Here is a 12,530-nt window from a genome sequence, read left to right on the forward strand (position 1 = left end):
GGGCCGCGCTGGTGCCGGTTTTTGTGGCCCTGGTGAACCAATACTCCCGGGCCCCGCCGGGGCCAGGGCCTGCGGCGCGTTCACACCGCGAGGGGCGCCCCCGGTGCCCCGTACTCCGGGGGCGCCCGCCCTGTTCACGCCACCGGGGGCTCTGCCCCCGGACCCCCGCTCCTCAAACGCCGGAGGGGCTGATTTTGAACCGCGCGATCGGGTTCACCAGGTCGCCGACCAGCTGGAGGGCCGCCGACGGGTCCGCCAGGTCCACCATCTGCTTGTTGTCGCGCAGTTGGAGGCGGTTGAGGGCGGAGAGCGCGAAGGTCTCCGCGAACATGTCGTACCGCTCGAACTTCTCCGCCAGCTCCGGCTTCGACTCCTGGTACGCGCGCACGCACTCCGCGACTGTCCGCCAGAAGGCGTCCTCGTCGAGCGTGCCCTCCGCCGCGAGGGTCGCCGCGAAGAAGCGGAAGAAGCAGTCGAAGACGTCCGTGAAGATCGACAGCAGCTTCATGTCCTCGGGGACGTCCGCCCGGATCCGCTCCACGGCCGGCGGCAGCACCGCCGTCGGGTCCATCACGCAGATCTCCTCGGCGATGTCCTTGAACACCGCCCGGATCACCGCGCCCTGCTCGTCGAGGACCAGGATCACGTTCTCGCCGTGCGGCATGTAGACCAGGTCGTACACGTAGAAGCTGTGCAGCAGCGGAAGCAGGTACGCGTCCAGGTAGCCGCGCAGCCACGCCGTCGGCTCCAGACCCGAGTCCGCGATCAGGGCGCCCGCGAAGGACGCGCCCGCGTGGTCGACGTGGAGCAGCGAGGCCATCGTCGCGAGCCGCTCGCCCGGCGCCAGGGAGGCCACCGGCGACTCGCGCCAGAGCGCGGCGAGCATCTTGCGGTACGGGGAGTACCGGTCCGTCGCCGCCTCGTACTCCAGGTGCCGGTAGCCGACCGCCGCCCGCTCGCGGATGATCGAGAACCGCGCCTCCTTGAAGACGGCGTCGGCGTCGATCAGACCGGCCAGCCAGTCGTTGATCGCCGGGGTCGCCTCCATGTACGCGGCCGAAAGGCCGCGCATGAAGCCCATGTTGAGGACCGAGATCGCCGTCTTGACGTAGTGCTTGGCCGGATCCGCCGTGTTGAAGAACGTACGGATCGACTGCTGCGCCAGGTAGGCGTCGTCGCCCTCGCCCAGGTACACCAGGCGCTGCTGGGCGATCTCGGCGGCGAAGGTGACGGCGAGCTTGTTCCACCACTGCCAGGGGTGGACCGGCATCAGCAGGTAGTCGGCCAGGTCCAGGCCCCGCTCGGCGAGGGTCGCGGCGAAGCCGTCGACCGCGCCGTCGCCCAGCTCGGCGCGGACGAAGGCCTCGTACTCGACGTCCGCGCAGCCCGTGAAGGTGGTGCGGTCGCGGCGCGCGGCCAGCCAGATCAGCCGGATCGGGGCGGCGGCCTCGGGGGCGTACGCGTGGTACTCGTCGACGCCGAAGCCGAGCCGGCCGTTGTTGGCGACGAAACAGGGGTGACCCTCGGTCATCCCGGTCTCGATCGCCTGGAAGTCCGCGCGCGCCAGCTCGGCGGCGGTGACCGGCGGCTTGGTGGCCTTGTACGCCGTACCGGACAGGGTGGAGGAGATCTCCTCCAGGTAGACCGGCAGGACCTCGTCGCTCAGACCGAGCGAGCCGCGCAGCTCGGTGATGAACAGCAGCGCGTCGAGCGGGAGATGCTCGTCGCCGCGGTGGCGGGTGATCGACGAGGCGTCGACCTGCCAGTGGTCGAGGGCGTACCGGTCGGCGGCGAAGCGGTACTCGACGGTGCCGTCGTCGCTGCGGACCCGGTAGCGGTTCCCGCCCAGCTCCTGCGGGTTGAGCAGGCGCTCGTGGGCGAACTCGGCGAGGCCCTTGCGGATCAGCGCCCGGTTGGCGTCGGCCCAGCGGGCCGGGGTGAGGTGCGCGACGGGGTCGGCGACGGGGGACGGGCGGCGGCTCATACGGTGGCTCCCACGGCGGCCTCGAACTGGGCGCGGGTGCAGAAGGACAGCAGGGCCTTCTTCTCCGGCTTCTGGATCTCGCGCTCGGCCACGAAGCCGACGGCCTCGTTGAGCGCGTGGACGGCCTTGTTGGACACGTCCGGCTCGACGACGACCCGCTCGGTCGCCGGGTCGGCGAACAGCTCCCGCATGACGGCGGTGATCACCCGGCGGGTGAAGCCGTGGACGGGGGTGTCGGTGGGCGCGACGAGGAAGTGCATGCCGACATCGCCGGGGAGCGGCTCGTACAGGCCGACGAGCTCCAGCTGGGAGGGGTCGTACCGCTCCATGAGGATCGCGGGCTGCTCGTCCACGAGACCGATGAAGGCCTCGTGGTACGGGTTCGCGGCGAACGCCATGTACTCGCGCTCGACGTCCTGGAGCGCGGCGTCCTGCATCATCCAGAACGCGGCCTTGGGGTGCGTGACCCAGGCGTGGATCAGCTCGGCGTCCGCGAGCGGGTCGAGGGGCCGGAAGCGGATGGTGTCGGTAGTGATGGTGGTGACGGTGGTGATGTCGGCGGTCGTCTCGGCGGTCACGCGGCGAACTCCTGGAACGCGATGGTCTTCTCGACGGGGTAGTACTCGCGGCCCAGCATCGCTCCGATGATGTACGCGTTGCGGTACGCACCCATGCCCAGGTCGGGCGAGGTGATGGAGTGGGTGTGGACGCTCGCGTTCTGCACGAAGACGCGGCGGCCTGTGGTGTCGACCGAGTAGTTCCGGGCCACGTCGTAGCGGCCCTGGGAGTCCCAGCGGAGCTGGTCGCGGACCGGCTCCAGGAACGCGGGGACGGAGTACTTGTAGCCGGTCGCGAGGATCAGGCCCTCGGTGTCGAGCGTGAAGTCCGTGCCCTGCTCCTCCTGGTGGAAGCCGAGCGTGTACATGCCGCTGGATTCCTCGTACGCGGCGGAGTGCAGGGCCGCGTTGGTGAGCAGCCGGGTGGGGACCGGGCCGGCCAGGTTCTTCTGGTAGAGCAGGTCGAAGATGGCGTCGATCAGCTCACCGTCGATGCCCTTGAACAGGTTCTTCTGCTGGTTCTCCAGCCGGTAGCGGGTCTGCTCGGGCAGCGCGTGGAAGTAGTCCACGTACTCCGGCGACGTCATCTCCAGCGTCAGCTTGGTGTACTCCAGCGGGAAGAAGCGCGGGGAGCGCGTCACCCAGTTCAGCCGGTAGCCGTGGACGTCGATCTCGGAGAGGAGGTCGTAGTAGATCTCCGCCGCGCTCTGGCCGCTGCCGACCAGGGTGATCGACCGCTTCTTCTGGAGCGCCTCCTTGTTCGGGAGGTAGCGGGAGTTGTGGATCAGGTCGCCGCCGAGGCCCTGGCAGGAGTCGGGGACGTGCGGCGGGGTGCCGGTGCCGAGCACGATCCGGCGGGCACGGAAGGTCTCCCCGGCCTCCGTGGTCACCACGTACTCGTCGCCGGCCTCGTCGTAGGTGACGGTGGCGACGGTGGTGGAGAAGCGGATGGAGCGCAGCTGGTCGGCGGCCCAGCGGCAGTAGTCGTTGTACTCGACGCGCAGCGGGTAGAAGTTCTCGCGGATGTAGAAGGAGTAGAGCCGGCCCTTCGCCTTCAGGTAGTTCAGGAAGGAGTACGGGGAGGTCGGGTCGGCCATCGTGACCAGGTCCGACATGAACGGCGTCTGGAGGTGCGAGCCTTCGAGGAACATCCCGGAGTGCCACTCGAAGTCCGGCTTGGACTCCAGGAACAGGCCGTTCAGCTCGTCGATCGGCTCGGTCAGGCAGGCGAGACCGAGGTTGAACGGACCGAGCCCGATGCCGATGAAGTCGTACGTGCTGGTCGTATCAGGCGTGGACAAGGGTCTCTCCCAGGTACTGCTCGGCGTGGCCGGCTATCAGATCGAGGACGGTGGCGATGTCGGCCAGGGTCGTCTCGGGGTTGAGCAAGGTGAACTTGAGGTACTGGCGGCCGTCGACCTTCGTCCCGGCGACGACGGCCTCGCCGGAGGCGAAGAGCGCCTTGCGGGCGTAGAGGTTGGCGCGGTCGATGTCGGCGGGGGAGGTGACGGCCTCCGGGATGTAGCGGTAGACGAGCGTGGACAGCTGCGGCTGGACGACCACGTCGTAGCGCGGGTCGGCGGCGATCAGGTCGAAACCGTCCCGGGCCAGGTCGCAGACCTCGTCGAAGAGCTCTCCGACGCCGTCGGCGCCCATCACGCGCAGGGTCATCCACAGCTTCAGCGCGTCGAAGCGGCGGGTGGTCTGGAGGGACTTGTCGACCTGGTTGGGGATCTGCTCGGCGACTGTGGTGGGGGTCCCCCCTGCTCGAGCGGAGCCGAGAGCTTGGGGGAGCGGGTTGAGGTAGTCCGCGTGGTACGTGGCGTGGCGCAGGGTGGCCCCGTCCCGGACCAGGAGCGCGGAGGAGCTCACCGGCTGGAAGAAGGACTTGTGGAAGTCGACGGTGACGGAGTCGGCCCGCTCGATGCCATCCAGGAGGTGGCGGCGCGTGGGCGAGGCGAGCAGCCCGCAGCCGTAGGCGGCGTCGACGTGCATCCAGGCGCCGTACTCCTCGGCCAGGGCGGCGACCTCGTGCAGCGGGTCGATGGAGCCGAAGTCGGTGGTGCCGGCGGTGGCGACGATCGCCATCGGCGTCAGGCCCTCGGCGCGGCAGGCCTCCAGCTCGGCGGCGAGGACGACGGACTGCATGCGCCGGGTCCGGTCGACCGGGATGGAGATGACGGCGTCGGGGCCGAGGCCGAGGAGGCCGGCGGACTTCTGGACGCTGAAGTGGCTGCAGTCGGAGGTGAAGACGCGGAGCTTGGAGAGGTCGGTGGTCTTCGCCTCCTCGCGGGCCAGGAGGAGGGCCTGGAGGTTGGACTGCGAACCGCCGCTGGTGAAGACGCCGTCGGAGGAGCGGCCTTCGGAGAAGCGGCCGTCGGAGGAGCGGCCGAAGCCGATCCGGGAGTTCGTCCAGTTGATGAGCTTGCGCTCGATGAGGGTGCCGCCCGCGCTCTGGTCCCAGGTGTCGAGCGAGGAGTTGACGGCGGAGAGGACGGCCTCGCCGAGGACGGCGGGGATCACGACCGGGCAGTTGAGGTGGCCCAGGTAGCGGGGGTGGTGGAAGTAGACGGCGTCGCGGAGGTAGACGCTCTCCAGCTCGTCGAGGGCGGCGGAGGAGTCGCCGAGCGGCTTGTCGAGGTCGACGGCGTCGACGGTGGGGGCCAGCGCGGCGGGGGTGACACCGGTGAACGGGCGGCGCGTCGTGGCGAGTTTCCTCGCCACCCGCTCGACTCCTTCGGTGACGGAGCGCCGGTAGCTCTCCGCCGTGGCGTCGTTGAGCAGGTGCGAGCGCATGGGGATGGTCCTCCGGGGACGGGAGAGGTGAGGGGTGAGGGGTTGCGACAGCGCGCCAAGAGTGGCGGTGTGTAAGTAAGGTTAGCCTAACCTAAGTTTGCGACGCAAAGAACCCCCCGCCCGTGAGGGGTGAGGGGTCCTGGGAGGGGTGTTGAGACCTTCTGTGAGTCCTCTACTGGTCGTCTTCCTGCGGCGACTCGCGCAGGGCGTCCTCGGAGAGGCCCTTGCGCCAGTAGCCGACGAACGTCACACGCCTGCGGTCGAGTTCGCGATCGCGTACGAAGTGACGGCGCAGCTCCTTCACTGAGCCGGACTCGCCCGCGATCCACACGTACGGTGCCTCGCCCGGCAGTTCGGCGGCGCGCACCGCGGCCACGGCGGACGGCGCGCCCTCCTCCCGTACGAGCCAGGTGACGGTGGCGTCGGCCTCGGTGGTCAGCTCGATCCGGTCGCCGGAGAACGGCACTTCGAGATAGACCTGCGCCCGCGTCCCGGCCGGCAGCCACTCCAGGATCGCCGCGGCGGCCGGCAGGGCCGTCTCGTCGGCCCAGAGGAGTACGGAGTCGGCGTCGGCCGGAAGCTGGAAGCGGACGGCGGTGTTCTCGGCGACCGCCGGGCCGAGTACGACGACCCGGTCGCCGGGCTTGGCGCCCTGCGCCCAGCGGCAGGCGGGGCCGCCGTCCTCGTGGAGCGCGAAGTCGATGTCGACCTCGTTCGGTCCGTCGGGCTCGGAGCGCTGCTCCCGGACGGTGTACGAGCGCATCACGGCCCGCTCGTCGTCCGGCATCGCGCGCCAGGCGCCCAGGATCGCGTACATGTCCGGGTCGTCCAGCGGCGGCAGGACGGGGGCCTCCTGGCCGGGGTGCGGCAGGAAGAGGGAGAGCGACTGGTCGCGGCCCCCGGAGGCGAAGGACTTGAGGTCATCCCCGGTGAAGGTCACGCGGACCAGGGACGGGCCGAGCCGCCTCGTCCGGTCGACCTGGAGGGAGAAGAACTGGAACGGGGCGGTCTCGGCGTTCGCCATGGGTCAGGACACCTTCTTCGCGTTCTCCAAGGCCTTGGCCAGGTCTTCCAGGAGCGGGGCGCACTTGGCGTACGAGTAGATCGGCTCGGTCACGCGCGGAATGACCTGGCCGGCCTTGACGGCGGGCAGCGCGGCCCAGGTCGGCTTGGCCTTGAGCGCCTCCGGCTGGAGGGCGGAGGTGCGGTTGTCGAGCATGATGATGTCGGCCTGGTACTTGCCGACGTTCTCCCAGCTGAGGCCCTCGAACCAGCCGCCCTGGTCCAGCTTGTCGGGCGTGACGAGGTTGACGCCCAGCTCCTTGAAGTAGACCGTGTCGGTCGGCCGGACCGGGGTGGAGACGTAGAACAGGTCGGGGGAGCCGGAGCCGATCAGGACCTTGATGTCCTTCTTGCCCTTGGCGGCCTGACGGACGCGCTCGGCGGCGGCCTCGAAGCGGGCCTTGTCGTCCTTGAGCTTCTGGGTCTTCACGTCGGCGCCGAGGGAGGCGGCCAGGTCGACGTGGCGCTGGAGCACGGCCGGCATGGACTTGTCCGAGGCCCAGAGGGCGACGCTCGGGGCGATCTTGAGGATCTTGTCCTTCTGCTCGGCCGGGACGTACCAGAGGTCGTTCTTCTCCCACATGTCCGTGATGAGGAGGTCAGGGTTGAGCTTGAGGTACTCCTCGATCTTGAACTCGCCCCAGACGTTGCCGATGACCGTGACCTTCGCGATGTCGAGGTCACCGGCCTGGACGTCCGGCTTCTTCGCCTTGGTCTTCGGGTCCTCGACGTAGGTCGGGCCGAAGACGCCCTTCACCTCGATCCCGAAGTCCTTGAGGGCGGCGGCCATGCCGGTGAAGGCGACGATGTTCTTCGGGGTGGACTTCGCCTCGACGGCGGTGCCGCGGTCGTCGGTGAACTTCCACGGCCCGGCCTTCTCGGAGGCCCCGGCGGCGCTGCCGCCGCCGTCCTCGGTCTTGGTCCCACAGGCGGCGAGCGCGGCACCGAGCCCGAGGGCGCCGCCGGCGGCGAGCAGGCCGCGACGGGTGAGGGAGGTGGCTCGGGCGTTGCTGGGCATGGCGGAGTCGCTTTCGGTACGTGCCGGGGGACGGCCTGGGCAAGTCGAAGGTAGGTTAGCCTAACCTCACATTGGCGCCTTGATCGACCCCAGGGTGAAGCTCCGCCCGGTGGGGCTCGGTTGCGACATTCCCGCCTCCGGGGTGAGGCGGCTTGGTTACGCTCGGCTACGGACCGGCACGAACGCAGTGATGCGTGAGCATAGGGGTGACCTCGTCGTGGTCAATATCCGTAGCCTCGATCCCAGCGCCTCTCCGCTGGACTACTACGGCTGGGAGCTTCGCCGGTTGCGCGAGGAGGCGGGCCTCAATCAGCAGCAGTTGGGCGACATCGTCTTCTGCTCGGCGTCGCTGATCGGTCAGGTGGAGACGGCGAAGAAGGTCCCCACGCGGAAGTTCTCGGAGCAACTGGATGCCGCGTTGATGACGGGCGGGTTGTTCGCGCGGTTGGTGGGGGTGGTCCTGAAGAGCCAGTTGCCGAAGTGGTTCCAGCCGTACGCGGAGATGGAAGCGAAGGCGACGTACATCTCGACGTACCAGGCGCAGCTGGTCTACGGCCTGCTTCAGACGGAGGACTACGCGAGGGCGGTGCTGAGCGTCGACCACCGGGAGAAGCTGGACGAGATGGTGGCGGCTCGGATGGAGCGCCAGCGCATTCTGGATCGGGAGCATCCGCCGGTGGTGTGCGTGGTGCTGGACGAGGCGGCGCTGCGGCTGGAGATCGGGGGCCGGGAGGTCATGCGGGCGCAGCTCCAGCATCTGTTGGACTGCATGCGGCGGCCGTGGATCCAGATCCAGGTGCTTCCGTTCAGTGCCGGCGGGCATGCCGGGATGATGGGTTCGTTCAACCTGTTGAGGTTCGAGGACGACCCGGATATCTGCTACATGGCGGGCTATGGCGCGGGGCAGATGACCACCAATCCGCAAGTGATCAGGGAGCGTTCCGTCGCTTACGCTCGGCTGCAGGCTTCGGCCCTCTCTCACGAGGACTCGGCAGCGCTGATCACACGCGTGATGGAGGAGCGGTATGGGCACCAGCCAGGTCCCACGGTGGCGTAAGTCGTCGTACAGCGGCGCCGACGCCGGCGACTGCATAGAGTGCGCCCCCGTCGGCAGCGCCGCCTGGCGGAAGTCCTCATGCGGCGGCTTCGGCGGCTTCAGTGGCTTCGACGGCTTCGACGGCTTCGGCGGCTTCGACGGCGGCGAGTGCATAGAGGTCGCCGACCTGGCTGCCCATGTCGCGGTCCGAGACTCCAAGGCCCCCGAGGGGCCTGCGTTCCTGGCGACTCCAGCGGCGTTCACGGCGTTCGTGACGGCCACGGCGGGGGGTTTCCTCGGCTGACGTGGCGCGGGGGGTCTGGTGGGCTTCTGGTTCGGCCGCCCTCGTTCTGAGTGTGGCGACCTCCGGTGGTGCGTCAAGGGCGCTCCCTGCGGTCGCGTCGGCTTCGCCGATTGCGCTTCGCTCCACCCTTGACCCACCACCTCCGGTCGCCTGCTTTTACTCGGGGGGCGGCCGGGGGCGTGGCCACCGGGAAGGCCGGGGATCGCTGCGGTGGCGGGGGCGGGGTGGCGGCCGGTGGGTGGGGGGCCGGGTATCGCTCCGGTTGTGGGGGCGGCCTGCGGGCCGGTGGGTGGGGGCTCGGGGATTGGCCGGGCGGGGCGAGTCTCTTGCGCCCGGTGGGGTGCGGGCCGGGTATCGCTTCGGTCGTGGGAGCGGCCGCTGCCCGGTGGGTGGGGGCTTGGTTCGCGGCGGGGGTGGGGGAGTTGGTGCGGGGCGGCTCGGGGTGCGCGGCAGTGGCGTGGGGCGGTGGCGGCCCCGGCTCAGCGTCCGGCGGCTGCCGTTCGGTCGGGCTTCATGCCCCGCCGACCGCTTCCCTGTAGGTCCCAAATCCCCTGAGGGGAGCCGCTGTCGTGCCGTAAGTGCAGCGAACTTCGCATAGCCGCATACGGATGGCGGCGATTGCCAGGTATGTCGGCTATGCGGTGGCGACTTCGGGGGGAAACGTGCGCGCTTGAGGTGTGTCGCTGGCGCGGTGTCGGGTCGTGGGCTCAGGTGAGGGCGGTGGCCAGTAGGGCGAAGGCGGCGATGATGACGGCGACGCGGACGTAGTGGAAGCGGTCCCAGCGGTTCTTCTGGTCCTTCCAGTCCTCGGGCCGGTTGTCGGGGGTCCACGTCTTGCCCCGGTTGTTGATCGGGACGAGCAGCAGGACCGACATGATCACGCTGACTATCAGCAGCGCGCCGGAGGTGACGAGGAGTCCGGCGCCGTCTTGGCCCCATCCGGCGACGGCCAAGACCGCGACGAGGACGAGCGAGGTGATGTACCAGACCGGCATCACGGCGCCGAGCATCCGGCCCCCGTGGGCGCGGCCGAGTATGCCGCTGTCCTCCGGGAGGGCGTTGAGGATCGGGTTGATGACGAAGGCGACGGAGAACTCCACCCCCACCATCAGGCCGACGACCACGGTGGTGAAGACCTCGAGTGCGTTGAGCATGGTGACCCCTCCTGGGATCTAGCGCTGCTAGCTGATGAGGCAACGCTAGCGCTACTGCCGCTCGATTGTCTAGCGGTGCTAGGATCGAGTTATGTCGGTACAGGAACGCAAGCAGCGTGAACGGGCGGACCGTGAGCGGCTCATCGTGGCGACGGCCCGCGAGCTCGCCGAGCAGCTGGGCTGGGACGCGGTCACCACCCGCCGGCTGGCCGAGCGCATCGAATACAGCCAGCCCGTCCTCTACAGCCATTTCCGCGGCAAGCGCGAGATCATCGGTGCCGTAGCCCTTGAGGGCGCCGCCGAGATGGCCGCGGCGGTGCGGGCCGCGACCTCCGCCGCGGACGGCCCTCGCACCCGGGTCACCGCCCTCGCCCGCGCCTACCTCGACTTCGCCGAGCGCAACCCGGCGGTCTACGACGCCATGTTCCAGCTCGACGGCGGCCTGGCGTTCGCGCACGAGGACACCCCGGAGCCCCTGAAGAACGCCTTCGCCGCACTGCTGGAGAGCCTGGGAGAGGTCGCGGGGGACGGCGTCCACCCGGGTCTGTTCACCGAGGTGTTCTGGGCCGCACTGCACGGGCTGGCGACCCTGACCAGGGCGGGACGGCTGCCACCGGAGGACACCGAGCGGAGAATGGCGCTGCTGGTAGACCGCCTCGCCGTGGCCTGACCCCGCCAACCGGGAGTGAACCGGGGGCCGTACAGGGATCCAGGCCCGGCTGCCCACTCGCCATCGGACGCCGAGCCGGTGTCGTCACGCGTCAGCACCTCGCGCGTGCACGGTTGCCCCCGAAGTAGCCACCGCATAGCCGACATACCAGGCAACTGCTGCCATCCGTATGCGGCTATGCGAAGTTCGCTGCACTTACTGCACGACAGCGGCTCCCCTCAGGGGAATTGGGACCCACCGGGAGCGAACAGCGGGGCATGAGGCCCGATCGGGCGACGGCCATCAGTCGCTGAGCCGGGGCCGTCACCGCCCCATTCCACTGCCGCGCACCCCGAGCCGACCGGCACCAACTCCCCCACCCCCGCCGCGAACCAAGCCCCCACCCACCGGGCGGGAGGGACCCGTCCGGCCGGAGCGATGCCCGGCCCCCCACCCACCGGGCCGCAGGCCGGTCCCGTCACCGCAGCGATCCCCGGCCTCCCCCGTGGCCACGCCCCGGGGCGCCCTCCGAGAGTGTTTTCGCGCCTGGAGGCGCCGGGTCAAGGGGGGCCGTAGGCCATCGCGGAGCGACGCGACCGTAGGGAGCGCCCTTGATGCGGCGGTGGAAGGTGCGACTCTCGGAGAGAGGGCGGCCCCGCCAGAAGCTCACCGGGGCCAGGGCCCGGGTCCGGTGGGAAGCCAGATGCGCTTAAGGCCCCCCGCCTCCCGCCCCAAGCGCAACGCCCGCCACCCCCAGGCGGGGTGACAGGCGTTCTCGGGCGCTACGAACCCCGGTCAGGCCGGAGGCGTCAGGCCCAACTCCCTCGCGATCAGCATGCGCTGGACCTCGCTCGTACCCTCGCCGATTTCCAGGATCTTGGAGTCGCGCCACATGCGGGCCACGGGGTACTCGTTCATGAAGCCGTAGCCGCCGTGGATCTGGGTGGCCTCGCGGGCGTTGTCGACCGCGACCGTGGAGGAGTACAGCTTCGCGATCGCCGCCTCCTTCTTGAACGGCTCCCCGGCGACCAGCCGGGACGCCGCGTCGCGCCAGCCGATCCGGGCCATGTGGGCCCGCATCTCCATGTCCGCGATCTTGAACTGGATGGCCTGGTTGTCGCCGATCGGGCGGCCGAAGGCGTGCCGTTCCTTCGCGTACTTCACCGACTCGTCCACGCAGCCCTGGGCGAGCCCGGTGGCGAGCGCCGAGATCGCGATCCGGCCCTCGTCGAGGATGCGGAGGAACTGCGCGTACCCACGCCCCTCCTCACCGAGCAGGTTCGCGGCCGGCACGCGGACGTTGTCGAAGGACAGCTCGCGCGTGTCCGAGGCGTTCCAGCCGACCTTGGAGTACGGGGCGGCGACCGTGAAGCCCGGGGTGCCGGACGGGACGATGATCGAGGAGATCAGCGGGCGGCCGTCCGCCTTGCGGCCGGTCACGGCCGTCACGGTCACCAGGCCCGTGATGTCCGTACCGGAGTTGGTGATGAAGCACTTGGAGCCGTTGATGACCCAGTCGTCGCCGTCGCGGACGGCCGTCGTCCGGGTGCCGCCGGCGTCGCTGCCCGCGCCGGGCTCCGTGAGGCCGAACGCGCCCAGGATCTCGCCGCTGCACATCCTCGGCAGCCACTCCTGCTTCTGCTCCTCGGTGCCGAAGCGGTAGACCGGCATCGCGCCGAGCGAGACGCCCGCCTCCAGGGTGATCGCCACGGAGGAGTCGACGCGGGCGAGCTCCTCCAGTGCGATGCCGAGCGCGAGGTAGTCGCCGCTCATGCCGCCGTACTCCTCCGGGAAGGGCAGGCCGAACAGGCCCATGCGGCCCATCTCGCGGACGATCTCGTACGGGAACTCGTGGCGCTCGTAGTAGTCGCCGATCTTCGGCGCGACGACGTCGTGCGCGAACTCCTCCACGGTGCGGCGGAGTTCCTCGTGCTCTTCGGCGAGCCGGTGGTCGAGGGACATGGGTGACG

General features: G+C 69.8%; 11 protein-coding genes. 3 read left to right on the forward strand and 8 right to left on the reverse strand.

What is annotated here, in order from left to right; genetic code table 11:
• Positions 1-172: 172 nt before the first annotated feature.
• From ACFWRO_RS05325 to ACFWRO_RS05350, 6 genes are all read right to left on the reverse strand, one after another.
• Positions 173-1,984 carry an IucA/IucC family protein gene (locus ACFWRO_RS05325; RefSeq protein ID WP_384504531.1) on the reverse strand — a complete coding sequence of 604 codons (1,812 nt, stop codon included), beginning with the start codon at positions 1,982-1,984 and terminating at the stop codon, positions 173-175.
• The gene (locus ACFWRO_RS05330) at positions 1,981-2,562 is read right to left on the reverse strand and encodes a GNAT family N-acetyltransferase (RefSeq protein ID WP_384504533.1); all 582 of its coding nucleotides are present in this window, start codon (positions 2,560-2,562) and stop codon (positions 1,981-1,983) included. Before ACFWRO_RS05330 ends, ACFWRO_RS05325 begins: the two co-directional genes overlap by 4 nt.
• On the reverse strand, positions 2,559-3,842 hold the full coding sequence (locus ACFWRO_RS05335; protein WP_384504536.1) for a lysine N(6)-hydroxylase/L-ornithine N(5)-oxygenase family protein: 1,284 nt from the start codon (positions 3,840-3,842) through the stop codon (positions 2,559-2,561). Before ACFWRO_RS05335 ends, ACFWRO_RS05330 begins: the two co-directional genes overlap by 4 nt.
• Entirely contained in the window at positions 3,829-5,337 is a 1,509-nt protein-coding gene (locus ACFWRO_RS05340) for a pyridoxal phosphate-dependent decarboxylase family protein (RefSeq protein WP_384504539.1), read from the reverse strand. Before ACFWRO_RS05340 ends, ACFWRO_RS05335 begins: the two co-directional genes overlap by 14 nt.
• Positions 5,338-5,509: 172 nt before the next feature.
• Positions 5,510-6,361 carry a siderophore-interacting protein gene (locus ACFWRO_RS05345; RefSeq protein ID WP_384504542.1) on the reverse strand — a complete coding sequence of 284 codons (852 nt, stop codon included), beginning with the start codon at positions 6,359-6,361 and terminating at the stop codon, positions 5,510-5,512.
• Positions 6,362-6,364: 3 nt separating this feature from the next.
• Positions 6,365-7,417, reverse strand: a complete 1,053-nt coding sequence (locus tag ACFWRO_RS05350; RefSeq protein WP_384504544.1) for an ABC transporter substrate-binding protein — start codon at positions 7,415-7,417, stop codon at positions 6,365-6,367.
• 217 nt (positions 7,418-7,634) lie between these two features.
• Between ACFWRO_RS05350 and ACFWRO_RS05355 the strand changes: the two genes are divergently transcribed.
• Together ACFWRO_RS05355 and ACFWRO_RS05360 are read left to right on the forward strand one after the other, a co-directional pair.
• On the forward strand, positions 7,635-8,474 hold the full coding sequence (locus tag ACFWRO_RS05355) for a Scr1 family TA system antitoxin-like transcriptional regulator (protein ID WP_384505416.1): 840 nt from the start codon (positions 7,635-7,637) through the stop codon (positions 8,472-8,474).
• The gene (locus ACFWRO_RS05360; RefSeq protein WP_384504547.1) at positions 8,443-8,757 is read left to right on the forward strand and encodes a DUF397 domain-containing protein; all 315 of its coding nucleotides are present in this window, start codon (positions 8,443-8,445) and stop codon (positions 8,755-8,757) included. Before ACFWRO_RS05355 ends, ACFWRO_RS05360 begins: the two co-directional genes overlap by 32 nt.
• A 707-nt stretch (positions 8,758-9,464) precedes the next feature.
• On the opposite strand, the gene ACFWRO_RS05365 is transcribed toward ACFWRO_RS05360, so the two are convergent.
• Positions 9,465-9,911, reverse strand: coding sequence for an anthrone oxygenase family protein (locus tag ACFWRO_RS05365; RefSeq protein WP_384504550.1), 447 nt, complete (start codon positions 9,909-9,911; stop codon positions 9,465-9,467).
• A 91-nt stretch (positions 9,912-10,002) separates the two neighbouring features.
• Between ACFWRO_RS05365 and ACFWRO_RS05370 the strand changes: the two genes are divergently transcribed.
• Positions 10,003-10,581: a TetR/AcrR family transcriptional regulator gene (locus ACFWRO_RS05370; protein ID WP_384504553.1), complete on the forward strand. Its 579-nt coding sequence runs from the start codon at positions 10,003-10,005 to the stop codon at positions 10,579-10,581.
• A gap of 774 nt (positions 10,582-11,355) precedes the next feature.
• On the opposite strand, the gene ACFWRO_RS05375 is transcribed toward ACFWRO_RS05370, so the two are convergent.
• A complete protein-coding gene (locus ACFWRO_RS05375; protein WP_384504556.1) occupies positions 11,356-12,522 on the reverse strand; it encodes an acyl-CoA dehydrogenase family protein in 1,167 nt (388 codons plus the stop codon).
• Positions 12,523-12,530 lie beyond the last annotated feature (8 nt).

Origin of the sequence: Streptomyces sp. NPDC058579, from assembly GCF_042718575.1 — a bacterium.
GTDB lineage: Bacteria > Actinomycetota > Actinomycetes > Streptomycetales > Streptomycetaceae > Streptomyces.

Coding starts and splice junctions, on each gene's coding strand:
- ACFWRO_RS05325 (WP_384504531.1), bottom strand. CDS start 1,984: ATGAGCCGCCGCCCGTCCCCCGTCGCCGACCCCGTCGCGCACCTCACC.
- ACFWRO_RS05340 (WP_384504539.1), bottom strand. CDS start 5,337: ATGCGCTCGCACCTGCTCAACGACGCCACGGCGGAGAGCTACCGGCGC.
- ACFWRO_RS05345 (WP_384504542.1), bottom strand. CDS start 6,361: ATGGCGAACGCCGAGACCGCCCCGTTCCAGTTCTTCTCCCTCCAGGTC.
- ACFWRO_RS05350 (WP_384504544.1), bottom strand. CDS start 7,417: ATGCCCAGCAACGCCCGAGCCACCTCCCTCACCCGTCGCGGCCTGCTC.
- ACFWRO_RS05360 (WP_384504547.1), top strand. CDS start 8,443: ATGGGCACCAGCCAGGTCCCACGGTGGCGTAAGTCGTCGTACAGCGGC.
- ACFWRO_RS05365 (WP_384504550.1), bottom strand. CDS start 9,911: ATGCTCAACGCACTCGAGGTCTTCACCACCGTGGTCGTCGGCCTGATG.
- ACFWRO_RS05370 (WP_384504553.1), top strand. CDS start 10,003: ATGTCGGTACAGGAACGCAAGCAGCGTGAACGGGCGGACCGTGAGCGG.
- ACFWRO_RS05375 (WP_384504556.1), bottom strand. CDS start 12,522: ATGTCCCTCGACCACCGGCTCGCCGAAGAGCACGAGGAACTCCGCCGC.